This window comes from Halosimplex rarum (assembly GCF_047715405.1).
GTDB classification, from domain to species: Archaea; Halobacteriota; Halobacteria; order Halobacteriales; family Haloarculaceae; genus Halosimplex; species Halosimplex rarum.
Genome location: NZ_CP180412.1, coordinates 4,115,516 through 4,139,435, shown reverse-complemented (window position 1 = coordinate 4,139,435; position 23,920 = coordinate 4,115,516). Strand labels below are relative to the sequence as shown.

The window sequence follows — 23,920 nt, the reverse complement described above, 5'->3', positions numbered from 1 at the left end:
GACGGCCGCGTGGCCGGTCACGGCGAGCCGACGATGTCCAGCACGTCGGGCGCCTCGTAGACGCGGTACCGTTCCGAGCCGGATATCTCCGCGACGATGCCCTCCGCTTCGAGCGCCTCGATGGCGTCGTAGACGGCCTGTCGCGAGCGGCCGGTGGCGTCTATCGCTCGCGGCGCGGTCAGATACGGCTCCTCGAAGACGTACTCGATCACGTCCCTGACGGCCGGGCGGTTCGGGAACCGCGAGCGGTAGTCGTCGCGGAGCGACTGGAGTTCGACGCCGCAGTCGTAGGCGTCGATGGCCTGCTCGGCGACGGCGTTGAGCACGAACGTGATCCACTGTTCCCAGGCGCCGTCCCGGCTCACCTCCAGCAGGTAGTCCAGGTACTGGCGGCGATACCGGTTGAAGTACGCGCTGAGGTAGAGGTACGGCTCCGGCAGCAGTCCGGCGTCGTAGAGCTGGAGCATCATCAGCAGGCGGCCGAGCCGGCCGTTCCCGTCCTGGAACGGGTGGATCGTCTCGAACTGGTAGTGGGTGATGGCCACGTCGATCAGCGGCGGGTACGACCCGCGGTTGACGTAGGCGACGAGCTGGTCCATCAGGAGGTCGACGGTGTCGGGGCTCGCCGGGACGAACCGCGCGCTCTCCGCCGAGCCGTCGGGCGAGCCGATGTAGACCGGCACCTCGCGGAACTCGCCGGGGTTCAGGTCGACGCCGCGGACGTCGCTGAGCAGCACCTCGTGGAGGTCGCAGATCAGCTCGACGGAGAGGTCCTCGGCGTCCCCGTCGCTCCCGGACAGGCGGGCGAACCCCCGCCGGACCGCGTCGACGTAGTTGTACGCCTCGCGGACGTCCTGCGAGTCGGCGGCGGCGCGCTCGGGCGGGCTGTCGACGTCGTGGCGGATGATGTCCGAGACGGTGACGTTCGTCCCCTCGATCTGCGAGCTCATCGCCGCCTCGCGGACCACGAACGGCGCGATGAGGAGGTTCTCGTTGTCCACCGAGCGGTGGAGCGTCGCCAGCCGCCCGAGCGCGTACTGTGCGTCGCCGTACACCGCCAGCAGGTCGTCCGTGTACTCGATCTCCGGCGGGAGACTGCCCGGCCGGAAACAGGGCAACCCCTCGTAGTCGTCGATCGTCCCCGGCCCGTCCGCGAAGTCCTCGGGGTCCATCCTGACGAAGCCTTCGTTCCAATCCCCCCTAAGTCTACTGACCGTGGATCGAGTTGACTTAGAGGAGGGATCCGAGCCGGCTGTGTCCGTCGATCCGGAGTCGCGTCGACACGAAGCCGCGTCGAGTCGCACGGGTCGTGACGAGTTTCCGTGGCGCGCGACCCGCCAAACCGCCTGTCGGAGTCGCCGAAGCCGGAGCGCCGTTCCGCTGTGCGGGTCGATACCCCGAGACGAGCCATGCGTCCGCCGAGTTCCCGGGGCCATCCTGACGTAGCCTTCGGTCCGATCCCCTCTAAGTCTACTTTACTCTAGTAAGTTGATTTAGAGTGCCCCGTCCGGGCAGCTACGTCTTCCTGACGCGGGGCTGGCGGAGCGGGCGCCGCCTGGCCGAGCAGGGCGCGAGTTTATCGTTCGTTGACGCGTACTCCGGCTATGGATCCAGAAATAACGCTCGTCACGCTCGGCGTCGCGGACGTCGGGGAGGGAATCGAGTTCTACCGGGACGGCCTCGGGTTCCCAATGCAGGACCGGGAAGACGGCAGCGACGTTGCGTTCTTCACGCTCGACGGCACGTGGCTCTCGCTGTATCCGCGCGAGTCGCTCGCCGAAGACGCGACCGTCCCGGACGACGGCGAGGGATTCTCGGGCGTCACCCTGGCCCACAACGTCTCGACGCGATCGGAGGTCGACGCGCTCCTCGACGAGGCGGTCGACGCCGGAGGAAGCCTCGTCAAACCCGCCGAAGAAGCGTTCTGGGGCGGCTACTCGGGATACTTCGCCGATCCCGACGGCCACCTCTGGGAAGTGGCGTCGCCGCGGTTGACCGATGAGTGAGCGCGGTCGGGGGTCCCGTCCCGGAGTTGCCAGGCGCTCGCGGCCGCCGAGCGAGCGGCGAACGACTGATATCGTTCTGACTGTGGAACGGGCGCGTCACTCTCGGTCTCGATCCCGCCGCTGGTAGCCGGTCGGGTCGACCATCAGCACCTCCTGCACTTCGAACTGCTGGTCGCCGTTCTCGTCGACGTGTCGGACGACGTATTCGCCCGGAACGGCGTCGTCGAACTCGACGAGCAGTCGATAGTGGAACGTCTCGGTGTTCCCCATCACGAGATCCGAATCCTGGTCGTCTTCGTCGATGCGGACGGTCACCCCCAGCGTCCCCCGCTGGTCCGTCTGGAGGGTCAGGGAGTCACAGACGAGGTCGTGTCGGAGGTCGCCGTTTTTGACGCACCCGAGTACGACGATCCGGCCGTCTCCGGCATCGAAATCGATCGTCGCGTCGTCCGTCTCCGGTTCCGGCCACCGGTGTTTGGGGACCGCGTCGAGGAACTCGACCCGAGCGATCCCGTCGTCAGTTTCCATAGCTGACAGGACGAGCGGCCAGAGCGTAAAACGTGGGGCGGCCGCTACTCTCGTTGCTCACGGAACCGCGTTCGTGCCCGTTCGAGTAGCCGCTTCGCGTAGTAGACCGCGAACAGGAGGACCAGCGTCGCGACGAACCACTGGTCTGGGCCGGTGGACGGCGTCACGAAGTCGCTCACAGACAGACCCCGAAGAGTGACCGCTGTAGTCTTTCTGTCGGGAACCGCAGTTGGAGGGGGTGACTGCCTGTGCCGAAAGCCCTCAGCGCGCTCGCTTGCAACACTCTCGTCCGCGGTGAACAACAAGTGCTGAAAGCCCTCGGCCGCTTGCGGCCGCTGTGCGACATATCCTCGCTCGCTGGCGCTCGCTCAGATAGGGGTCGCACAGCGACTCCCCTACACCGGAAGACTCACTCCGTTCGTCTTCCGAGCCCTCGTTCGCTTCGCTCACGAGGACGGCGCGAGCGGGCCTCGCCCTTTCAGTCCACCAGGACAGCACTGCACGATACAGCACCGCAAACAGCCTCACACCTCCCCATCCGATTGCGTTACTCGGTCGCTTCGCTCCCTGCGTTACTCATCCCTCGCGCGGCTACTGTCGCGCGACAAGACGCGCGACAGCGCGCGCCACGGCAGAAATCCGGGGGCTACTCGTCGCTCTTCAGGTCCCACAGTTCGACGCGCTCGGGCACGTCGGCGAGCGCGCTGTCGGGCCACTCGTCGTGGGCGAGCGTGAACTCGGTGTCCGGGTGGGCCTCGACGAGGCGGGCGACGCCCGCGGCGGCCGCCTCGTAGGCGGGCGATTCGAGTCGCTCGGGGATCTGGGCGGTGAGGGGATAGCCGTCGGCGAGCGCTTTCGGGAACGGGCCGAACGGCGGCCGAACGTTCCAGCACTCGTCGAAGTCGTCGGCGTCGTTGCCCTCGGTCAGCAGGACCGAGTCGCCGCGGGGTTCGAGGCGGTCGAGGCGCTGGCGGTGACGCAGGACTTCGGGACGCTGGGCGCTCTCGCCGGAGAGGTGGAAGAAGGTGTCCTTGGAGACGGGGTCGGTGCGTTCCAGTTGGTCGGCGTGCTCCAGCAGGGCGCGGTAGCCGTCGAGCATCGCGGGGTGGCTCCGGGCGCGCGCTTCGACGAGTTCCATGAGACTCCCCCGGCGGATAGCCTGCTTGATGGTCCGCAGTTCGCCGTAGGAGACGTGGAGGTTGTGCTCGGCGAGCAGGCGCTCGCGCTCCTCGCCGTCCATCGCCTCGAGTTCCGCGGGGGTATGGGTCGTGCAGACCGGACACGAGCAGGGGAAGTACTCCAGATCTTCGAGGTGTTCGGTGGTGCGGACGGTCATGTAGCGGTCGTCGCGGGCGTAGATAGCGTAGGCCGCCGAGTCGAAGAGATCGCAGCCCAGCGCGACGGCGAGCGCGAACATCATGGGGTGGCCGGCGCCGAAGAGGTGGACCGGCGCGCTCTCGGGGAGCCCCCGTTTCGCGGCGGCGACCACGTCCACGAGGTCGGCGTAGCGGTACTCGTTCATCATGGGGACGACCGCGCCGACGGGGAAGACGTCGAGTCCCGACTGCGCGGCGTGTGCCCCCGCTTCCTCGCGCAGGTCGGGGTAGGTCGACCCCTGGACGGGCGCGTTGACGAGCATGTCGCCGGTATCGACCTCGGCTGCGGTCGTCAGCCGGTCCTGCGTGGTCGCGAGTTCGTCCTCGGCCTGTTCGCGGGACGCGTCGGGCGGCGTCGGGATGTCGACCGGCGTGCCGACGTCCGAGCCGATGTCGTGCTGGAAGTTCAGGATCTCCTCGTTGGTCACGTCGATCTCGCCGTACTCGGCCAGCTGGAACGAGCCGGAGTCGGTGACGATGGCGCCGGAGAAGTCGAGCAGTTCGTGGAGGCCCTGCTGTTCGACGGGGTCGCGCAGGTCGTCGCTGCCGTAGAGGACGTAGGAGTTGGTGATGAGTATCTCCGCGCCGAACTCGGATTCGAGTTGCGCGGGCGTGACGGTCTGGAGGTGGGGGTTGATGACCGGGAGGAGCGCGGGCGTCTCGACCGTGACGCCGGCGCGCGGGACCTCCAGTTCGCCCAGTCGCCCGGCGGCGTCGTAGCGGTCGACCTCGAAGACGTCTGCCATTGCCCGCGATATCCGGCGGGCGGGCCTAAGGGTTGTGTTCGGCGGTCAGGACGACGAGGAGAGATAGTCGTGAACGGCTTCGACGAACTCGACGTACCGTTCGAGGGCGTTCTGTAGCGAGTCGTAGACGATGTCGTCGTTCACGATCGGTCCATACGTCTGTGAGAGGACGTCTCTAAACTCGATCGCTTCCTGGAGTCGATCGCTCAGTTCCGAGTCGATGATACCGACTCGTTCGACAGCGGCGATCGTCTCCTTCCGGCGAGACGGGACAGTTTCGTCCTCCTGTTTGAGGATCGCTTCGGCGATGTCGAGAATAGCTTCGGCCAGTTTTTCGAACTTCCGCTCGGTAGCGTCGCGGAGATCGTGGTTGCCCTCCGCTTTGTACTCGTCACGTGAGAGGGACTGTCGGTCCCTGAGCCGAGAGACGTTCCGCTCGACGTCCTCGACCGCGTCCGCGATCCGGTTCGCCCGTTCTGCCGGCATCTCGTCGGTCGGACTCATCGTAGTATCACGGTTCCCCGCGGTCCGCGTCGGCGCCCTCACGTAATCGTCTGGCGGCAGCGGCGACGCGACTCCGCGCGTCAGATACCGACGGCTGCTCGCCCGCGACTTCGCGCTCCAGTTCCGCCCGCCGCTCGTCTGAACCGAGTACAACAGTTCCGTCTTCGAAGACGACACGTCCGAACGACGGCGGGAGAGAGTGGACGTCGACGACATCGATTTCGACGGGCAGCCTCTCGTCCAGGTCCGAGCGCAATCGGAGATAGGCGTCGCTGTATCCGTCGTCTTCCGGACGAAGCGACTCGAACTCGATAGCGAGATCGATGTCGCTCCCGTTCCTTGCTTCGTCGCGTGCGACGGACCCGAACACCATTGCGAACGAGACCGGATGGCGATCGAGACACTCGCGGAGACAGGCCAGCGTCTCCGCATCGAGCGGGTTATTCGCCCAGTTACCGGCACCCATTACCGATATTTCGGGTCCGCTCTCCCATTAGTTTTGGCCTCGCCCGTCCGACCTGAACAACGCGAAGTACAGCACCCCGAGCATCGACCGGCCGTCACGCAGTTCGTCCTCGCGGGCTGCGTCGACGAGCGCGTCGAACCTCGTCGTCTCCACGCGGATGTCCTCGTTGTAATCGAGGTCCTGCTCGCCGGTCGGCTCGCAGTCGCGGGCGACGAAGTAGTGGAACACGGCGTCGGCGAAGCCGTTGGTGGGTTCGACGGTCGTGAGGTGTTCGACGCTCCCCGGTCGATACCCTGTCTCCTCTTCGAGTTCGCGCGCGACGCAGTCTTCTGGAGTCGCGTCCTCCGACTCCATGCCTCCCGCGGGGATCGCCCAGTTCACACGGCCGACCGCCTGGCGCCACTGCTCGATGACGACCACGTCTCCGTCGGCGGTGAAGGGGAGGACGACCACGCTCTCGCCCTCCGAGAGGTAGTCGAACGCCGCTTCCTCACCGTTCGGGAAGCGGACGGTGTCGGTGACGATATCGAATCCTTCGCAGGTGTAGGATATCCGGCTGTCGAGCGTCTCCCAGGCGAGTTCGTCGGTCATAGCGGAGAGCGGCGGCGCCACCGAGTTAGGGGTATCGGCTGCGGCGAGCGGGGCGCAGGGTGGAGTTCGACGGGCGACGTACGGCGCAGCGCGACGAGGTCCGAGCGGCGGCGGCCCCTCGAAACGACAAAGGGCGCGCCGATCGATGCGCCCTCATGGAAGTCCACGACGAGTTCATCCCCGAAGACGAGTTCGCGACCGTACTGGAGCGCGTCCCGCAGACCTGCGTCGAGGTCGTGCTGGAACGGGACGGGCAGGTCCTGCTCGCCCACCGGACGAAAGCGCCGGCGAGAGGCGAGTGGTTCTGGCCGGGGAGCCGCCTCTTCAAGGGCGAACGGCTGGAGGACGCCGCCCGCCGCATCGCCCGCGAGGAACTCGGCGTCGAGGCGACCGTCGAGGAGCGCGTCGGCGTCTACGAGCACTTCTGGGACGCGTCGTCGATCGACGGCGTCGACTCCCGACACACTGTCAATATCGTCTACCGCGTCCGCCAGACCGACCCCGACGAGTCCGTCGAACTCGACGAGCAACACGACGACTACCGATTCGTCACCGGCGACGAGGACGGCCTCCACGAGTACGTCGAGCGGTACCTCGCGGATCTGAACCTGGGCGGCGACTGATCGCCAGTCGCCGGCGACGCCGACTCGGTGACGACCGACTCCGAGCCGAGAGCGACTTTTTCCGTCCGGCGACCGAACCCGGGACATGGAAGAGTCGACGCCGCGAGCGACGGAGAACCCGGTCGCCGCGCGGGCCGTCACCGACCGGAGCACGGTCGTCGACGTGGGGCTGCTCGTCGCGGCGTCGCCCGGCGCCGACGCCGACCGCCTGACCGAGTTCGCGGCGCGAATGGCCGGCGACGCGGCCGACGAACTCGCGGCGGCGACCGAGGCGGGCTGGCGGTTCCACGCCGAGGAACCCGAGCAGCTCTCGGACGCCGACGCGCGCCGACCCTCGCAGTTCCTCGACGAGGCGGCGCTGCGCATGGTCGAGGGCCCCTACGACCTGGTCGCCGTCGTCACCGACGTTCCGCTGCTGGCGCGCGACCACCGACGGGTCGCCGGATTGGCCTCGCCGCTGAGCCGCGTCGCCGTCGTCTCGACCCACCGACTCCGCGTCAGCGGCCGCGACCGGCCCCAGCGACCGCTCGACTCGTCGGCCGTCCGCTGGAACGGTGCGACCGTGCTGCTCCACCAGATCGGCCACGTGCTCGGCGTCGGTCACGACCCCGCGGGGGGCGTCATGGCGCCCTACGAGTTCGACCCGGACCGCTCCGACGTCCCCGCGTTCGACGCCGACGTGAGCCGATATCTGGAGCGCATCGCGACGACGATCCCGGAGGAAGAGGTCGAGTCGCGGAGCGTCTTCCGACTGGTGTGGTTCCACCTGCTGAGCGCGGCGCGGAACGGGCGGCAGTTGCTCCGGGCGCTGGCGACGAGCCGCGCGCCGCTGTTGCCGCTCTCGCTGCCGAAGCTCTCGACGGCGGCCGTCGCCCCGACGCTCATCCTCGTGTTCAGCGCAGAGACGTGGGACGTCGGGCTCAACCTCGACAACGGGACGACGGTCCTGTTCGCGACGGTGAGCGTCCTGCTGGCGGCGGTCTACCTGGTGTTCTCGCTGAATCTCAACGTCCCGCGCAAGCGCCGCGGGGTCGTCACGGAACACGTCGCGCTGCTCAACGTCGCGATCCTCTGCATCCTCCTCTTCGGCATGGTCGGCCTGTTCGGCCTCGTCGGCGGGATCATGCTCGTCATCGAGTTCGTCGTCTTCCCGCCGAACCTGATGACCAACTGGCCGAGCCTGGAGGACCCGGCCGTAACGGTCGTCGACCTCGTGCGGATCGGTGGCTTCGTCGCCACGATCGGCGTTCTCACGGGCGCACTCGCCGGCGGGCTCGAAGACCGGACGATACTCCGCCAGCTCGCGCTGTTCCGGGCGCGACCCTGAGGACGACCGTCTTCGGACCCGCTTCTGCCGTCACTCCCCGCCACGATCGACGACTTTGTAGAGGCCGCCGCTTTGCCCCTCCTCGTCCGATCCGGTGTCGGTGCCCTCGCCGCCACCGTTCAGGTACGCCTTCGACGCGCGGTCGGTGAAGTAGACGGCGCCGTCGGCGACCAGCGGCGCGCTCGACACGACGCCGACGCCCTCGACGCCCCACACTTCGTCGCCGGTCGACTTCTCGACGGCGTAGCAGTTGCGGTCGTACGATCCCACGAGGACGTGCTCGCTCGTGACCGTCGGGCAGCCGATGAGCGATCCGCCGGTGTCGAACGACCACCGTTCCCTCCCGGTGTCGGCCTTGAGCGCGTAGAGGCGCGAGTCGTGACACCCGATGTAGACGGTGCCCGCTTCGACGGAGGGGCCGGACATCACCATGTTGTTCGGTTCGAACGACCACTCCTCGACGCCCTCGTCGAGCGCGACGCGGTAGACCGTCTCGTCCCACGAGCCGAAGAAGGCGCTCCCGTCGTGGGTCGCGATGGGCCCCTTGATCGGCTCGCCCGTCGAGAACGTCCACTGGAAGTCCAGGTCGGGGTACGACCACGCGTAGAGGTCGCCGTCGTTCGAGCCGACGACGAGCCGTCCGGCATCGCGGTCGATCGCGCACGTCGAGTGGGGGTGGTTCGTCGGGCGCTGGTCTTCCCACTCGACCTCGCCGGTGACGGCGTCGACGCCGAACATCGCGCCGCTGGGCTCGTAGTACTCCACGGCGATGTAGACGGTGCCGTCGTGATACCCCGGGCTCGACCCGATGGCGTCGCCGAGTTTCGTCCGCCAGTAGCGCTCGCCCGTTTCGAGGTCGAACGCGTAGAGCGCGCCGTCGTACGCGCCGATGTAGACCACGCCGTCGACGACTGCGGGCGTCCCGTGGATGCCCCGACCCGTCCGCTCGACGGTCGCGGTCCACACCACCTCGCCCGCGGGGGTGACCCGCCGGATCTCCCGGTTGTCACCGGGGACGACGACGTCGCCGCCGGGCACCTCGATCGGGCTCGCCTTCGCCGCGGTGTGGTCGCCCGTGTTTATCTCCCGGATCGTCCACTCGACCTCGGGGTCGGTCGGGATCGTCGCGTCTGGGTACACGCCCCGTCGCTGGAGTCCGCCCCGGAACTGCGCCTCGGCGAGCGCGTCCAGCGGCTCGTCGTCCGTCTCGACCCGTCTGTCGAGTGTCTCGCCGGGGGCGGCCTGACAGCCCGCGATCCCCGTCGCCGCGCCGGCGCCGACAGCGCCCAGAAACGCCCGTCGTGAGAGCCGCTCGTCCATAGCCCGCTCATTGTCGGCGGGTGATTTGATGTTTTCGACCCCATCTTTTTCGCTCGGGGGTCGCCGCAGGCGACCCCCGAGCCAAAAACATGGTCTCGCCGAGCGGAGCGAGGCGAGGCTCGGAAGTCGCAGTCCGCGCAGTGAGCGAAGCGAACGAGCAGAACCGTCTTCCGGTGGTGAAAAAGGCCGGTCGCGGCGGTCGCTTCGCTCCCTTGCGACCGGTGAACCGCCTCGCTTCGCTCGGCGGATGCTCAGTGCAGTCTGGAGTGTGACCAATCGCGGTGGCGCGCGCTGTCGCGGCGATTATGCTGCGATGAAGTCGTGTGAGGGATGAGTAGCGAGGGACCGAAGGTCCCTCGGACCATGCGAACGGCGCCTTCAGCGCCGTGAGCAGAGAGCGCAACGCAGTGAGCACCGCAATCGGGTGGGGAGGTGTGAGGTGCGGTGCTGATCCTGGTGGACTGAAAGGGCGAGGCGTGCTCGCGGTGAGCGAAGCGAACGGAGTCGACTGAGCGACCCCTATCCGAGCGGTGCGAGGTCGACCGCAGGGAGACCTCGAAGCGAACGTGGTCCTGTCGAACGAAGTGAGACAGGGCTCGGAAGACGAGCGGAGCGAGTCTTCCGGTGAGCGAAGCGAACCGTGAGCGGAGCGAGGGTATGTCGCTCAGCGACCGCGAGCGCGCCGAGGGCTTTCAACGCTTGCTGTCAGTAACGGTCGCGCTCATCTCACTTCATTCCACGACTCAATCCACAGAAACAACTTCTATGTGAGCACACGAACTGAACGACAGAAAAAAGACTGATGGGACCGCTTCCGACGGGTTGGAACGCGGGGCACCGAGTCGTTTACGTGAGGGCACCGAGACACTCGGATATGCTCGTCACGCTGGAAGGGCTGGACGGGAGCGGCAAGTCCTCGGCGGCCGACCACCTGGCCGAGAGCGACGCCGTCCCCGACGACGCGGTGTTCACGCGCGAGCCGACGGCGTCGTGGTACGGGGAGGCGGTCGAGCGCTCGATCGGCGACGCCGACGCCGACTCCGTGGCCGAACTGTTCCTCTACACCGCCGACCACGCCGACCACCTGTCGCGGACGATCCGACCCGCCCTCGCCGCTGACCGACTGGTCGTCTCCGACCGCTACTCGGACTCGCGATACGCCTACCAGGGCGCGACGCTGGCCGACCACGCCCACCTCGACGTCGCCGACTCGCTCGACTACGTCCGGGAGATCCACGCGCCGTTCACCCGGAACCCGGACGCGACGATCTACCTCGACGTGGACTCCGAGACGGGCGCCCGGCGCGCCGGGTCGACGAACAAGATGGAACAGGTCGAGTTCCTCGAATCCGTCCGCGAGAACTACGAGCGCCTGATCGACGACGACCCCGAGCGGTTCGTCCGGATCGACGCGACCCGCCCGCAGGACGCGGTGCTGACGGACGTGGAATCGGCCGTCCTCGATCTGCTCGGGGAGTGAGAAGGCGAAGGAGGCGGATCTGTTTCCGGGTCAGCGGTTCTCGTAGCGGCTGGGCCGGTCGTCGTCCCAGCGCTCGGGGAGGTCGACCTCGTCGGGGGAGGGCATCCAGAAGTAGTCGAAGGTGATGCCGGTCACCGTGGGGAGGAGGATGACGACGGTGACGACGACGCCGGCCGACCCCAGGTTCGGACCGAGCGGGAGGATGCCGCTGAACACCAGCGTCGAGAGGAGGAGCGCGACGGGGACGATGAGGGCGGCGTAGAGGAACCCACCCCAGCGCGTCTTCAGGCGCACGCGGAAAAAGCGCGTCATCAGGGCGGCGACGGCGCTGTGGACCAGCAGGATGAAGACCAGTTCGACCGCCTCGATGGCCGTGACCATACCCCCGCTTGGCGACGCGCGCTCTTTGAGGTGTCGACTGCGAGTGAGTGACGGTGGTCGCTACGAGTTCGATTCCGAGCGTGCCGTGGATGGCAGGGTCGCGAGTGAGCATCCGAGCGACACCGCGAACAGCGTGAAAGCCCCGACCTGCTTCGGTCGCGCGGCTTGCTGCGCCCTTCGCTCACTGCGTTCGCTGCAGTGCTTACTGCGCCGTGCTTCCCGAAGCAGGCCGCCCCTTTCAGTCCCACCCGCTCAGACTGTCGAGCCAGTCGGCACGGGTGGGACTGAAAGGGGCCGGACCCTGCGGGAACCCGGACGACGTAAGCACCGGAGTGAGCGAAGCGAACGAGGAGCGCAGCGAGTCCCGGGAGCGCAGGGTCCGGGGGCTTTCACGCTGTTCGCGGTGGTTCTCTCGTATCTACTCGCCGTCGCGGTCACGGTCCCTCGAACCCGACGCAATCGCTTTCACGACGCCACACCAAAATCGTCCCAATGCACCGCGTCATCGGCGAGCGGTCGCTGGCGGAGACGAGCGTCGATCCCGACCTAGCACGGTCGCTCCTGCGGGACATCGTTCGCGCCCGCGTCTTCGACCACCGGGCCGTCGCGCTCCAGCGCAGAGGCTGGATGAGCGGCTATCCTCCGTTCGAGGGCCAGGAGGGGTCACAGGTCGGCGCGGCCCACGCGCTGGCCGACGACGACTGGCTGTTCCCGACGTACCGGTCGAACGCGATGCAACTCGCCCGCGGCCGACCCCCGGCCGACATCCTCCGCTTCAGACGCGGCCTCTCGGGGTTCGAACCCGACGGGCCCACGGGCGACTCGACGGCCGAGAATCGAGAGACCGGTCGCAGCGGGACGACCTTTACCGCTGCGACGCCCATCGCGACGCAGCTCCCCCACGCAGTCGGTGCGGGGATGGCGGCGACCCACCTCGACGCGGACCACGCGGTCTGCGCGTACCTCGGCGACGGCGCGACCTCGGAGGGGGACTTCCACGAGGCGATGAACTTCGCCGGGGTGTTCTCGGCGCCGGTCGTCTTCTTCTGCGAGAACAACCACTGGGCGATCAGCCTACCCGAAGAGCGCCAGACCAGAAGCGAGACGATCGCCCAGAAGGCCAGCGCCTACGGCTTCGACGGCCTCCGCGTCGACGGGAACGACCCGCTGGCGGTCTACGAAGTCGTCGCCGAGTCCCGGGAGCGAGCGTGCGCGGGTGACCCGGTGCTCGTCGAGAGCCTCACCTACCGCCAGGGCGCCCACTCGACCAGCGACGACCCAGACCGTTACCGCGGCGAGGTGGATCTGCCCGAGTGGCGCACCGCCGATCCGCTGGAACGGACCGCCGCGTACCTCCGCGAGGAGGGCGTCGTCGACGACGGATTCGTCGAGAGCACACGCGAGCGGGCGAACGCGGAACTGGACGAGGCCGTCGCGGCCGCGGAGTCGACGCCCGAGTCCGACCCGGGGGAGGCGTTCGACTACGCGTACGCGACGCTGCCGCCGCGGGTCGCCGCACAGCGGCGGGCCGTCGTCGACCGCGAGCGAACGCGGGAGTGAGACGGGCCGAACGCGGTCGCACCAGTCGAGAATGAACCGGGAGCCGGCGGCTCCGGAGCAGCCGTGCCGGGAGAGTCGCGGACGGCGGGAGAGGCGGCGCGGTCAGTCGAGGCAGATGTACGTCTTCGTGTCGGCGACGCCGCCGAGATCGCGGAGCTTCGTCGCGACGCCGTGCATCAGATCGTAGACCTCCTCGCCCGTCGCCTCGACGATGATGTCGTACTGTCCGGCGACGATGTGCGCCTCCTCGACGCCGTCGATCTCGCGGATCGACGCCAGGAGTTCCTCGGACTTTCCGGCCGCCGTCTTCACCATGATAAAGGCCCGCACCATCGTACTCGAAACTTCTGCTGGACAGGCCAAAAACCTTCCCCCGACGCGCCGAAACCCGGAGAAACCGAGCCGAGTGACACGCTTGCACACACCTGCGTCCGGAACGGGTCTCGGTGGGTCGCGAGCGGCGAGCGGAGGTACCTTTATTCCCCGCCTCGCCGTACGGAGTGACATGCGATTCGTTATCGTGGGTGCCGGCCGCGTCGGGCTCCGGACGGCGCGGGCACTCGAAGACAGCGGACACGACGTGGTCCTCATCGAACGCGACCCGAGCAAGGTCGACCGCGCGAAGGCGGAGGGCTACCAGGTCATCGAGGGCGACGGTAGCGACGAACAGGTCCTGCTGTCGGCGGATCTGGGCGACGCCGACGCGCTGGGCGCGCTGACGGGCGACCTCTCGACGAACTTCGTCGCCTGCATGGTCGCGAAACACTACGGCTGTCGCACGGTCCTGCGCATCGACGAGGAGTACCGCGAGGATATCTACCGCAAGTACGCCTCCGACGTCGACGAGGTCATCTACCCCGAGCGCCTCGGCGCCATCGTCACCAAGAACGCCCTGCTGGGCGGGAACATCCGCGCCGTCGCCGACATCGCGCAGAACCTCCAGCTCGTCGAACTCACCGTCTCCGCCGACTCCCCCATGCGCGGGTACACACTGAGCGAACTGGAACTCCCCTCCGACACCGAACTGCTGGCGTTCGGCAAGAAGGGGAGCGCCCTCACGATCCCGGACGACGACGTCTCCCTCGAAGTCGGGGACACGCTCGCCGTCCTCGCGGACTTCGAGAAGCTCGACGACGTGCGCCAGATCGTCGTCGGCGAGGCCGTCTCGGCGAAGGGGGGTGCCTGAGATGGTGCGCGCCTACGTCATGGTCAAGGCCCACTCCGGCGACGCCGAGCGACTCAAGTCCGAGATCCTCGACGTCGACGGCGTCGAGAGCGCCTACATCGTCGCCGGCGACGTCGACTTCATCGCCACCGTCGACGTCGCGGAGACCGCCGATGTGAAGGCCGTCGCCGCCACCCACATCCAGAACATCGACGGCATCGAGGACACACAGACCTACGTCGCGATGGATTAGCGGTTCTGCGAGTCTCTTCTCCGGTCGACGTGTCGGCTGCCGCGTCTAGCTCTCGATTCGAGCGGGCAGAGAGTGACCCCTCGGAGACTGGTCGTCCGGCCGACGCGGCCGTCAGTCGTGATACGCGTCGGTGATGCGGTCGAACTGGTCGGCCGAGAGCGACACGTCCATCGCGCCGAGGTTCTCGTCCATCTGGTCGGTCGTGCGAGCGCCGAATATCGGGACGCAGGTGAACTCGCGCTGGTCGGCGAGCCACCGTAGCGAGACCTGTGCGGGCGTGGCGTCGACCTCGTCGGCGACCGCGCGGACGGCGTCGAGCACGCGCCACTGCCGGTCGGAGAACTCCATGTCCCAGTCGTGCAGCGCCGCGCGCGACCCGTCCTCGGCGTCGCCTTGCTCGTACTTCCCCGTCAGGAACCCGCCGTCGAGTGGCGAGTACGGACAGACCGCGACGTCCTGGTCGGCGCAGACGTCGAGATAGTCCTGCGGCCGGTCGGCGGCGTTGAACCGCGGCTGGGTGGCCTCGAACCGCTCCAGGCCCTCGACTTCGCTCACGGAGAGCCCCTTCATGAGCTTCCACGCCGCCATCGACGACGCCGCGAGGTAGTGGACTTTCCCCTCCTCGACCAGGCGGGTGAGCGTCCGGAGCGTCTCCGCGATAGGCGTGTCGTCGTCCCAGCGGTGGATGTAGTAGACGTCGAGGTAGTCGGTGTCCAACCGGTCGAGGCTCCCCTCGATCTCCGCGCGGATGTTCTTGCGCGAGAGGTTGCTCGAAAAGCGGCTGACGCCCGCGTTGTACACCTTCGAGGCGATCACGTAGTCCTCGCGGTCGCGGTCGGCGAGCCACTCGCCGATCCACTCCTCGGACTTCCCGTTCCCGTAGCTGTTGGCGGTGTCGACGAAGTTGCCGCCGGCCTCCGCGAACGCGTCGAGCAGTTCGTGCGCCTGATCGCGGTCCGTCTCGACGGTCCCGTCGCTCCCGGTCTTGTTGAACCGCCACGTCCCGAAACACAGTCGGGAGACGTCGAGCCCCGTCGAGCCGAGTTTTGTGTATTCCATGGACTGAAACCGACTGGAGCCCGGTTAACCGTAGCGGAAGCGGAAGCTGCTGGGACTGGACAGACTCGCACGCCCGCTTCGGTCACCGATTCACGCGTCCGCTTCCGTCGTCACTTCACGTGCGGCGCGAAGAGGTCGGCGTAGCGCGACTCGCGCTGCAGGGCCTGCTTCGACTGGTCGCGCAGCACGTCCAGGCCCATCTTCCACGAGCGGGTCTCGTCGGGGTTGGGCATATCGCGCAGCACGTGCTCGGACTCCTCGAACTCGCGCGGCGTCCAGAATCGCGCGTCCGTCGCGTCCGAGCCTGCTTCGAGCGGCCCCGTCGTCTCGCTGCGGTCGACCGCGTAGTAGACGTGCATCCTGAACATGTCCTCGGCGACTTCCTTCCCGACGTCGTAGAGGTACACGAGTTCGTCCGGGTCGACGGACAGTCCCGTCTCCTCTTCGAGTTCCCTGGCGACGCCTTCGCGCGGGGATTCGGGTATTTCCGGCACACCTTCCGGGATCTTCCACGTTCCCGCCTCCCGGAAGTCCTCGACGAGCAACAGCCTGTCCCCGTCGACGACGACGATTCCGCCACCGAGGACGGCGTTGTGGAACACGAAGTCGTCGCAGGCGTCACAGCGATACACCGTCGGCCCCTCCACGAGGTCCAGTTCGGACCCGCAGTACGGGCAGTAATCTGGTGGGAAGTTAGCCATACCCACACCGAACGCGGCCCGAGCACGTAACGGTGCCGTCGAAACGATCGTGAGGGAGATGCGGCGCCGTGGGCAGTCGCTATCGCCGTCCGCTGGCGTTGCTACGGGGAGCGCGACCGTCCGACGGCCTCAGCCGCGGACCACGAAGACCACGCCGAGCACGACGAGCAGTCCTCCGGCGACGAGCCGCCGCGTCACCCGCTCGTCCTTCCGCAGGAAGAGCGCGGCACCCCCGATCACGAACAGCGTGCTCGTACTCAGGATGGGCGTCACGACCGTGACCGGCGTCCGCGCGAGCGCCTCGTAGTACGAGAGCAGATACACCGTGTTGGCGACGCTCGCGCCGACGAGCCACCGATTCACGCCGATCGACGGGGCGGTGCCCTCGCGCACCGCCCGCCACAGGAGATAGAGGCCGAATCCGGCCGCCGCCGCTGCGACGCGGACCGTGACGGCCACCAGCGCCGGCGTGCCGTCCGCGAACCCGATCTTCGTGAATATCGGGTCGATGCCGAGAAACAGCGCGGCGGCCACCGGGAAGGAGAGTGCGATCAGTAGCTGTCGGCCGGACTCGGTCCCGGGCACCGTCCGGCTGTCGAGGGTCACGACGACGCCGCCCGCGAGGAGGAGGGCGACGCCCAGGAGCAGGACTGGCGTCACGCGTTCGTCCAGCACGAGGAGGGCCGCCGCGAGCGCGAACAGCGGGACGAGCGCCCGGAGCGGTTCGGCGCGGCTCGCTCCCAGTCGCTCGATGCCGACGAAGTAACAGGCCCGCGCGAGGAGCGACCCGAGTACCCCCGCGACGGCGAACGCGGCGACCGCCGTCCCCGTCAGCCCGTAATCCGGATACGCGCTGGCGCCGGCGACGGGGAGCAACACGAGCAGATTGACGCCGAACATCACCGCGACGACCTCGGTGATCGACCGGGTCCGCGTGCCGAGACGGACGGTGAGGCTCTGGGCGGCGAAGGCCAGCGCCGCCAGCACCGCGAACCCGACGCCGACGACCGACTGCGTAACGTCGATGCCCGCGAACGGTTGCATCATCGCGACGCCCGCGACCAGATGCGTCATCGCGACGCCGGGACGGCGGACTCGGCGTCCGCTCCGGGGCCGAACGGACGTCCGCTCACTCGGTCGTCCGGAACGCCCGGTCGCCCGCGTCGCCCAGTCCGGGGACGATGTAGCCGTCGTCGTCGAGTTCGTCGTCGATGGCGACGGTCAGCAGATCAGCCTGCGGGACGGCCTCGCCGACTCGGACGAGCCCCTCGGGCGCGCTCACGGCCGAGAGGACGAAGAGGTGTTCGGGGTCGGGCTGGCCTTCGAGTACGCGCTCCAGCACGGCGCACATCGTCGATCCCGTGGCCAGCATCGGGTCGGCGACGATGACGGTGTCGTCGGGCTCGATGTCGGGGAGTTTCACGTAGTCGACGGAGATGGGGAACTCGCCGTCGTCGTCCATCCCCGCTTCCTCGTCGCGGCTGGCGGAGATGACGCCCTGGCGGGCGCGCGGGAACGCCTTGAGCAGCCCCTCGACGAAGGGCGTGGCCGCGCGGAGAACGTTGACGATGACGACGTCGTCCAGGCCCTTGACGCGCTCGCCCATCGTCTCGGTGAGCGGCGTCTGAACCGAGACGTACTCCGTCTCCATCGCGCCGTCGATGATCTCGTAGCCGCAGATCCGGCCCAGTTTGACCAGCCCCTTCCGGAACGCCACCTGTTCGGTCTCCACGTCGCGCAGCTGTGTCAGCATGTCCCTGGCGAGCGCGTGCGTGACGAGGCTCGCGTCGCCGCGGTCTTCGATCGTCATACGCCCGTCTCCGTGCGGGCCCCCCAAATATCCACCGCGGCTAGCTGCGGTGTGTGTGTTCGTTCTCGGCGAGACTGTCGTTTGCGGCAGTGACGTCCGCTCGCTAGCAGTTTGAGCAACCGCAGGAAACAACAGGCGATGAAAGCCCTCGGCCCGCTCGCACGGTCTGTGCGGGATATCCTCGGTCGCTGTCGCTCCCTCGGGTAGGGCCCGCGCACACCGCGCGAGCGCGCCTCGCCCTTTCAGTCCACCAGGACAGCAGGACCGCCCACACAGCACCGCGCCACACACCACCCCAGCCGACTGCGATGCTCCCTCGCTCCGCAGGCTCCGCTCGGTGCGCTTCTCATCCCTCGCGCGACTGCTGTCGCGGGATGAAACCCGCGACAGCGCGCGCCTGATTGAGTGGTCACCAGTCTGCGATCGAGTCGAAAAATACGCGAACAGCGAAGCGAGACCGCGGCCTCAGTCGCCGGCCGCGGCGGCGACGCCGAGTTCGTCGAGCAGCGCCTGCGCGGCGGCCGACGACGATTCGGGGCCGCGTGCGGTGACGAGATCGCCGTCGACGGTGACGCTCGCGTCGGCGTCGAGTTCGGCGTCCCAGTTGCCGCCGGCGGCTTTCACCTCGTCTTCGACCCAGTAGGGGAGCTTCCGGCCGTCGGGCATCCGGTCGTCGTCGTCGACGATACCCTTCTCCCACTCGTTGGGGAAGCCGGTCACGTCGCGCCCGTCGACGAGGAACTCGCCGTCGTCGGTGCGCGTGAACGCGAGGATGCCGACGGCGTGACAGACGACGAGCGCTTTGCCGTCCGCACCGGCGACGGCGTCGCGCAGCAGCGCCCGGGCGTGTCTGTCCTGGTTGACGTCCCACTCGGTGCCGTGGCCGCCGGGGAACGCCACGGCGTCGTAGTCGGCGGCGTCGACTCGCGCGACGGGCTCGGGGTCGTTGAGTTCCTCGTGGTTCTCGTGGACCTCGCGGACGCGTTCGGCGGTCTCCTCGCCCACCTCGTCGGGGTCGATCGACCGCTCGTCGACGACCGGCGGATCGCCCGAGGGCGTCGCGACCGTCACGTCCACGCCCGCGGATTCGAGCGTAGTGAGCGGTTCCACGCACTCCTCGGCCCAATACCCTTCCTCGCTGACGACGAACAGTGCGGATGTCATAGCGTGCGCGTTACGGTCGCGAGACTGGTAAGGGATCCTCCGCCCGACGGCCTTGCCGGAACCGCCCGAGAGAAGCCAGTCCGGCAGCGCCTCACCGCAAGACGGCGACGTACGTCACGACGGCGAGAAACAGCGTCGCGACGCCGACGTTCGCCCAGGTGAACTCGCCGATCCCCGCGAGGTCCAGCGCGTAGACGACGCCGACGCTGAACAGAAGCGAGAGGAGGACGTCGAGCGCGAGCAGCACGCGGATGTCGCCGTCCGATGGCGTCCCGCCGTCCGTCGCCATATCCACGAGCGCGGCCGCCGTCCTCTTAGGTGTGTGGGCCGGTGCCACTCGGGCGATCGGTGTCCACCTCGTCCCGATCCGGCCCCCTCCCCCGACCGCCTGCGCCGGCGGCCTTGAACACGCCCGGCCAAGACGTAGGAGCGTTCGCGCCCAACCGGGCGTATGAAGCTCCGGAATCGGGAGGGGACGGCGGTCGACCCGGTCCCGTTCCTGGTGGTGACGGGCGTCGCCTTCGCGGTCGCGTACTCGTACGGACCGCTGTACTTCGCGGCGCTCGGGCTCCCGATCGGCTACGGCGTCGCCGTTTCGACCGCGCTCTTCCTCGCGGCGACCGCCGGGACCTACTACCGACTGGTCTGGACGCTCCGGCCGTCCCATCGCGAGGAGGTGCCGGTCGGCGACCGCTTCGAGCGGCTGGTACTGGCGACGGTGGCCTGCGTCGGCGTCATCGGCCTGCTGGCGCTGCCACTCGTCGTCTGATCGCCGGGTCGCGACCGCCGCGGAACCGCGGGCTCTCTACCGCAGTACCGCCGACGGGGCCGAGACGATAGCCTCATCCCGACACACGCCGACGAGAGAGACATGACCGACCACTTCGAGGTCCACGAGCGCGACGGCGCGGCCCGTCTCGCCGAGTTGCGCCTCGACTCGCCGGTGACGACGCCCGCGCTCGTCACCGACGCGGACCGCGCCGACGGCGACACCGCGCCCGAAGCGGGCCTCGCCCACCCGGTTCTCTCCGATCCCGGAAGCGGCTGGGCGACCGAGCCCGACGCCCCCGATGGCGACGACTCCCGCCTCACTGTCCTCCCCTCCCGCGGGTTCCCGGCGGGGACGCCCGACGAAGTCCAGGAAGCCTTCGACGCGGAGCACCCCGACGTCGACTTCCCGAGCGCCGCCGTCGTCTCGATGGAGACGGCCGCCGACCACGGGACGGACGCCTACGTCCTCTCCGGTGCACCCGGCCTCGTCGGCCACGCCCGTGCGTTCGTCGACGCGATGATTCAGGTGCGAGAGGCGATTCCGCCGGACACCGCGCTCTACCTGCCGGGCGTCGCCACGCCCGCGAACGTCGCGACGCTGGTCTACGCGGGCGTCGACCTGGTAGACGCCGACCGTGCCGTGATCCGCGGGACACAGGGTCGCTACCTCACCGTCGACGGCCACCAGTTCCTCGAAGATCTCGACGAGTTGCCCTGTGCCTGCCCGGTCTGCCAGCAGCCCCGCGAGGAATTCGACCGGGCCGACTGCGCCCGGCACAACGTCAACGCGCTGGCCGCCGCGCTCAAGACAGTCCGCCGGCGCATCCGCGACGGCCGACTGCGCGACTACATCGAGGGCCAGGCCCGCCACGAGCAGTGGCTCACGGCCACGTTCCGCCGGCTCGACCAGCAGTACGGGTACCTGGAGGAGCGCACGCCGGTCCTCCGGCAGGCGGAGATCACGGCGGCGACCGAGGACACGATCCGCCGCGTCGAGATCCAGCGTTTCGCCGAGCGCGTCACCTCCCGGTACCGGAACCGCTTCGACAACCCACTCGTCCTCGTGCCGTGTTCGGCGGCGAAACCGTACAGCGACTCCCAGAGCCACCGCCAGTACCACGACGCGATCCAGTGGCGCGCGCACAAGGTGTCGATGACCTCGCCCATCGGCGTCGTGCCGCAGGAACTCGAACTCACCTACCCCGCCCAGCACTACGACTCCGTGGTGACCGGCCGCTGGAGCGCCAACGAGGTCGAGTTCGTCGCGAACGTGCTGGAGCGCTATCTCGAACGCACCGACTACCCGCGCGTCATCGCGCACGTCCCCGAGGACTACCGCCCGATCTGCGAGCGCGTCGAGGAGCGCCTCGGGACGGAGTTCACCTACACCGTCGAGGACCACCCCACCACGACGGACTCGCTGGGCAACCTCGCCAGCGAGCTCTCGGGCGAGCCGACGTACGGCAAGCGCGAGCGCCAGCACAACACCGTCAGGGCCATCGCCGACTACCAGTTCGGCGACGGCGCCGGCGACGCGCTGTTCGACGACCTCACGATCCGGGGGAGCCAGCCCGGTCTGCAGGCGCACGACGGCGACGGCGAGCAACTCGCGGTCGTCGTCCGGCCCTACGGGACGCTCGCGTTCACGCTCGCGGGCGCCCGCCGCTGGGTCGAGAGCGACGCGCCGACCAAGCGCGTCCAGATCGACGACTTCGTCCCCCACGGGAGCGTGCTCGCGCCGGGCGTCGTCGACGCCGACGAGTCGATCCGCGTCGGCGACGAGGTCGTCGTCGAGGGACCGAGCGCCTTCGCCGTCGGCCGCGCCGAGATGACCGGCCCGGAGATGGCCGCCTCCACGCGCGGGATCGCCGCGGAGGTCCGTCACGTCGACGAACTGGAGTGACGTTCACGAGACCGGAGCCGAGACGGACTCGCCTCCGCCGCCGCTATCGCCTTCGATAATCCCCCCGCAATAGTTATCTCGGGGAACGGGAAAGTTCGGTGCAACGTGATTCCGCGGACCGAGCGACCGGCGAGGCTGCAGGCGCGACGACGCGGCGCGGGAGGGCGGTCGCGTGAGCGGTGACTCGGCTCGATACTCGTGGCTCCCGGCGGAGGCGGAACGCGACCGCCTCGCGGCGCTCGCCGGGACGCTGACGCGGACGCTGTTCGGCGGCCGGCCGGGACTCGCGCTCTTCTGCGGGTCGCTCGCGCTGTTCGTGTTGACCTGGCGCGTCGGCGTCTTCTTCAACGATATCGGGCTGTTCGTGCCGATGCTCAAACGGATGAGCGAGGGGTACCTCTCGTTCGGACCGATGGGCGAGCTCGACTACGGCTACCCGGGTATGCACCACACAGACGGGATGGTCTACGGTCGCGGATACGGCGTCGTCGGGCTCTCACTCCCCGTCCTTTGGGGGCTGGAGTTGCTCGACCCGCTGGTCGACCTCCGCTGGCTCGTCGTCGTCGGCTGGAGCGGGCTGGCGCTGGCGACGTGTACGCTCGTCGGCGAGCAGATCGGTCGGCGCCGCCGCGGACTCGTCGTCGGCGTCGTTCTCGCTGCAGTAGCCTTGATCGGCAACGCCTGGTTCCACAAGCCGTTCCAGAGCGACCTGACTATCATGGCGCTGCAGCTGTCGACGATGCTTGCAGGGGCGATCATCGTCGTCGCCGTCTATCGCCTGCTCGCCGACCGACACGGTGAGACTGTCGGCCTCTTGGGCGGGGCCACAGTCCTGCTGGGAACGCCGGTTGCGTTCTGGGCGACGACGCCGAAGCGCCACACGCTCACCGCGATGTTCGTCGTCCTCGCCCTCTACGCCTTCGCGCGGAGCCGGCAGCAGGACGAATCGGAGCGGAACGCGAGGCGCTTCCGGGGAGGGGCGTATGCCTGTGCGGGGCTGCTCGCCTGGGTGCACGCGCCGGAGGGGTTCACCCTGTTGGCGGCGCTCGCGGTGGTCGACGTCCCGACCGCACGGCGAAACGATGCGCGGACGCTGGCGGTCGTCGGAGGGATGTTCGCCCTCTCGCTCGTCCCGTTCCTGGTGACGAACGTGCTGATCTCGGGGAATCCGCTGCTCCCGCCGCACTTCATGAATTCGTATCACGGACAGTCTCCGACCGAGATCCCCGGCGGTGGGGTGAACGGGGGCGATGGCAACGGCGGGATCGGCGACGGAGGAGCCACCGACGGAACCGCATCGGACGGGTTCTGGCCCGTCGCGGTTCTGGGAACGGTGCTCGGTGCCGTCCTCGGCAAGTTCGACGCCATCGCCCCGTTACTCCAGCGTGCCACCGATATGTACGTAAACGGCTTCGTGGTGATGTTCACTGAACCGGGCGAGGTCGCCCAGATCGCCTTCCACTGGGGCCGGAACAACCACGAAACGAGCAACATCTTCTTCGACGGCGGGACGAACCTCTCGCTCGTCGAGTCCGCCCCCGTCGTCGTAACACTGGTCGCGCTGCCGCTCCGGCGACGGATCGGTGAACTCCGGGCGGGAACGGTCCGGCTCCGCGAGGCCGTCGACCCGGTCGATCTAGTCGTCGTCGTGTTCGCGGCGCTGTTGACCTGTCTGTACATGAACCGACTCCCGGTCCACGCCATGGTGACCGTTCGCTACCTCCACCCCCTGTATCCGCTCGCGGTGTACGGTCTGTTCCGGATCCCACGGATCCGGTCGATACTTCAGGCGCAGACTCGGACCGCGGTCCTGAGCTACGAGGCGACCGTCCTGTTCGGTGCGCCGATCGCGTTCGGTAGCCTGCTCGTCTTCGAGACGGCCAAGGGACAGGTCGTCCAGCAGTTCGGTCTCGCGTCGCTGGTCGTCGCGACTGCGCTCGCGCTGGCCCTCCTGCTCAGCCAGTGGGACGACCGGGCCGAAACGGTCGCGGCTGGCGCCTTCGGAGCGGCTGTCGGGCTGGCGACGATCTACCTCCTGTTGACGGCGTTCGTGCTGATGCACTACGGCCCCTCGGCGCTGCCGGCGGTCGACGTGCTCGCCGGCGAGTTCCGCTGGTGGACGCTGACGATGCCGAGGTGACCCCCCACGTTTTCGGAGTCCCAAAGTCGTGACCGTCGAGAGACGG

The 23,920-nt window shown here is 68.4% G+C and carries 26 protein-coding genes; 10 read left to right on the top strand and 16 right to left on the bottom strand.

Features of this window, described 5'->3' with window-relative positions; translation table 11 throughout:
* Window positions 1-17: 17 nt before the first annotated feature.
* On the bottom strand, window positions 18-1,172 hold the full coding sequence (locus tag ACMGFH_RS19735) for a Fic family protein (RefSeq protein WP_415380313.1): 1,155 nt from the start codon (window positions 1,170-1,172) through the stop codon (window positions 18-20).
* 432 nt (window positions 1,173-1,604) lie between these two features.
* Between ACMGFH_RS19735 and ACMGFH_RS19730 the strand changes: the two genes are divergently transcribed.
* Window positions 1,605-2,006, top strand: a complete 402-nt coding sequence (locus ACMGFH_RS19730) for a VOC family protein (protein WP_415380311.1) — start codon at window positions 1,605-1,607, stop codon at window positions 2,004-2,006.
* A gap of 96 nt (window positions 2,007-2,102) precedes the next feature.
* On the opposite strand, the gene ACMGFH_RS19725 is transcribed toward ACMGFH_RS19730, so the two are convergent.
* From ACMGFH_RS19725 to ACMGFH_RS19700, 6 genes are all read right to left on the bottom strand, one after another.
* Window positions 2,103-2,534: a hypothetical protein gene (locus tag ACMGFH_RS19725; protein ID WP_415380309.1), complete on the bottom strand. Its 432-nt coding sequence runs from the start codon at window positions 2,532-2,534 to the stop codon at window positions 2,103-2,105.
* Between the two features lie 44 nt (window positions 2,535-2,578).
* Entirely contained in the window at window positions 2,579-2,713 is a 135-nt protein-coding gene (locus ACMGFH_RS19720) for a hypothetical protein (RefSeq protein WP_415380308.1), read from the bottom strand.
* Window positions 2,714-3,180: 467 nt separating this feature from the next.
* On the bottom strand, window positions 3,181-4,656 hold the full coding sequence (gene tgtA, locus ACMGFH_RS19715; RefSeq protein ID WP_415380307.1) for a tRNA guanosine(15) transglycosylase TgtA: 1,476 nt from the start codon (window positions 4,654-4,656) through the stop codon (window positions 3,181-3,183).
* Between the two features lie 45 nt (window positions 4,657-4,701).
* Window positions 4,702-5,160, bottom strand: a complete 459-nt coding sequence (gene hepT, locus ACMGFH_RS19710; protein ID WP_415380306.1) for a type VII toxin-antitoxin system HepT family RNase toxin — start codon at window positions 5,158-5,160, stop codon at window positions 4,702-4,704.
* Window positions 5,161-5,167: 7 nt separating this feature from the next.
* Window positions 5,168-5,626, bottom strand: coding sequence for a type VII toxin-antitoxin system MntA family adenylyltransferase antitoxin (gene mntA, locus ACMGFH_RS19705; protein WP_415380305.1), 459 nt, complete (start codon window positions 5,624-5,626; stop codon window positions 5,168-5,170).
* Between the two features lie 27 nt (window positions 5,627-5,653).
* Window positions 5,654-6,217: an NUDIX hydrolase gene (locus ACMGFH_RS19700; protein ID WP_415380304.1), complete on the bottom strand. Its 564-nt coding sequence runs from the start codon at window positions 6,215-6,217 to the stop codon at window positions 5,654-5,656.
* Window positions 6,218-6,372: 155 nt separating this feature from the next.
* Between ACMGFH_RS19700 and ACMGFH_RS19695 the strand changes: the two genes are divergently transcribed.
* Both ACMGFH_RS19695 and ACMGFH_RS19690 read left to right on the top strand, forming a co-directional pair.
* Window positions 6,373-6,840 carry an NUDIX domain-containing protein gene (locus ACMGFH_RS19695; RefSeq protein ID WP_415380303.1) on the top strand — a complete coding sequence of 156 codons (468 nt, stop codon included), beginning with the start codon at window positions 6,373-6,375 and terminating at the stop codon, window positions 6,838-6,840.
* Window positions 6,841-6,925: 85 nt separating this feature from the next.
* Window positions 6,926-8,167, top strand: coding sequence for a hypothetical protein (locus tag ACMGFH_RS19690; RefSeq protein WP_415380302.1), 1,242 nt, complete (start codon window positions 6,926-6,928; stop codon window positions 8,165-8,167).
* Window positions 8,168-8,197: 30 nt separating this feature from the next.
* Here ACMGFH_RS19690 and ACMGFH_RS19685 read toward each other — a convergent pair whose 3' ends face one another.
* Window positions 8,198-9,487 (bottom strand): PQQ-binding-like beta-propeller repeat protein, encoded by a 1,290-nt coding sequence (locus ACMGFH_RS19685; protein ID WP_415380301.1) that lies wholly within the window; start codon window positions 9,485-9,487, stop codon window positions 8,198-8,200.
* A gap of 874 nt (window positions 9,488-10,361) precedes the next feature.
* Here ACMGFH_RS19685 and tmk point away from each other — a divergent pair.
* Window positions 10,362-10,967: a dTMP kinase gene (tmk, locus tag ACMGFH_RS19680; RefSeq protein WP_415380300.1), complete on the top strand. Its 606-nt coding sequence runs from the start codon at window positions 10,362-10,364 to the stop codon at window positions 10,965-10,967.
* 30 nt (window positions 10,968-10,997) lie between these two features.
* Here tmk and ACMGFH_RS19675 read toward each other — a convergent pair whose 3' ends face one another.
* Window positions 10,998-11,348 (bottom strand): hypothetical protein, encoded by a 351-nt coding sequence (locus tag ACMGFH_RS19675; protein ID WP_415380299.1) that lies wholly within the window; start codon window positions 11,346-11,348, stop codon window positions 10,998-11,000.
* A gap of 492 nt (window positions 11,349-11,840) precedes the next feature.
* On the opposite strand from ACMGFH_RS19675, the gene ACMGFH_RS19670 reads away from it, so the two are divergent.
* Window positions 11,841-12,908, top strand: a complete 1,068-nt coding sequence (locus tag ACMGFH_RS19670; RefSeq protein WP_415380298.1) for a thiamine pyrophosphate-dependent enzyme — start codon at window positions 11,841-11,843, stop codon at window positions 12,906-12,908.
* Window positions 12,909-13,010: 102 nt separating this feature from the next.
* Here the strand turns inward: ACMGFH_RS19670 and ACMGFH_RS19665 are convergent, their stop codons facing one another.
* Complete coding sequence (locus tag ACMGFH_RS19665; protein WP_415380297.1) at window positions 13,011-13,241, bottom strand: Lrp/AsnC family transcriptional regulator; 231 nt, start codon at window positions 13,239-13,241, stop codon at window positions 13,011-13,013.
* Window positions 13,242-13,413: 172 nt separating this feature from the next.
* On the opposite strand from ACMGFH_RS19665, the gene ACMGFH_RS19660 reads away from it, so the two are divergent.
* Both ACMGFH_RS19660 and ACMGFH_RS19655 read left to right on the top strand, forming a co-directional pair.
* Window positions 13,414-14,094 carry a potassium channel family protein gene (locus tag ACMGFH_RS19660; protein ID WP_415380296.1) on the top strand — a complete coding sequence of 227 codons (681 nt, stop codon included), beginning with the start codon at window positions 13,414-13,416 and terminating at the stop codon, window positions 14,092-14,094.
* Between the two features lies 1 nt (window position 14,095).
* Window positions 14,096-14,326: an Lrp/AsnC family transcriptional regulator gene (locus tag ACMGFH_RS19655; protein WP_415380295.1), complete on the top strand. Its 231-nt coding sequence runs from the start codon at window positions 14,096-14,098 to the stop codon at window positions 14,324-14,326.
* Window positions 14,327-14,437: 111 nt separating this feature from the next.
* On the opposite strand, the gene ACMGFH_RS19650 is transcribed toward ACMGFH_RS19655, so the two are convergent.
* The 6 genes from ACMGFH_RS19650 to ACMGFH_RS19625 form a co-directional block, all read right to left on the bottom strand.
* Window positions 14,438-15,385: an aldo/keto reductase gene (locus tag ACMGFH_RS19650; RefSeq protein ID WP_415380294.1), complete on the bottom strand. Its 948-nt coding sequence runs from the start codon at window positions 15,383-15,385 to the stop codon at window positions 14,438-14,440.
* Window positions 15,386-15,495: 110 nt separating this feature from the next.
* A complete protein-coding gene (locus tag ACMGFH_RS19645) occupies window positions 15,496-16,086 on the bottom strand; it encodes an NUDIX domain-containing protein (protein WP_415380293.1) in 591 nt (196 codons plus the stop codon).
* A 129-nt stretch (window positions 16,087-16,215) separates the two neighbouring features.
* Window positions 16,216-17,160, bottom strand: a complete 945-nt coding sequence (locus tag ACMGFH_RS19640; RefSeq protein WP_415380292.1) for an EamA family transporter — start codon at window positions 17,158-17,160, stop codon at window positions 16,216-16,218.
* 55 nt (window positions 17,161-17,215) lie between these two features.
* Window positions 17,216-17,896, bottom strand: coding sequence for a uracil phosphoribosyltransferase (upp, locus tag ACMGFH_RS19635; RefSeq protein WP_415380291.1), 681 nt, complete (start codon window positions 17,894-17,896; stop codon window positions 17,216-17,218).
* A gap of 465 nt (window positions 17,897-18,361) precedes the next feature.
* Entirely contained in the window at window positions 18,362-19,060 is a 699-nt protein-coding gene (locus ACMGFH_RS19630) for a type 1 glutamine amidotransferase domain-containing protein (RefSeq protein WP_415380289.1), read from the bottom strand.
* A gap of 91 nt (window positions 19,061-19,151) precedes the next feature.
* Window positions 19,152-19,349 (bottom strand): hypothetical protein, encoded by a 198-nt coding sequence (locus ACMGFH_RS19625; RefSeq protein ID WP_415380288.1) that lies wholly within the window; start codon window positions 19,347-19,349, stop codon window positions 19,152-19,154.
* A gap of 162 nt (window positions 19,350-19,511) precedes the next feature.
* Here ACMGFH_RS19625 and ACMGFH_RS19620 point away from each other — a divergent pair, with 162 nt between their 5' ends.
* The 3 genes from ACMGFH_RS19620 to ACMGFH_RS19610 all read left to right on the top strand — a co-directional run bounded on the left by ACMGFH_RS19620 (window position 19,512) and on the right by ACMGFH_RS19610 (window position 23,874).
* Entirely contained in the window at window positions 19,512-19,829 is a 318-nt protein-coding gene (locus ACMGFH_RS19620) for a hypothetical protein (RefSeq protein ID WP_415380286.1), read from the top strand.
* 102 nt (window positions 19,830-19,931) lie between these two features.
* On the top strand, window positions 19,932-21,734 hold the full coding sequence (gene arcS / locus ACMGFH_RS19615) for an archaeosine synthase subunit alpha (protein WP_415380285.1): 1,803 nt from the start codon (window positions 19,932-19,934) through the stop codon (window positions 21,732-21,734).
* 172 nt (window positions 21,735-21,906) lie between these two features.
* Window positions 21,907-23,874, top strand: a complete 1,968-nt coding sequence (locus ACMGFH_RS19610) for a hypothetical protein (RefSeq protein ID WP_415380283.1) — start codon at window positions 21,907-21,909, stop codon at window positions 23,872-23,874.
* Window positions 23,875-23,920: the final 46 nt, after the last annotated feature.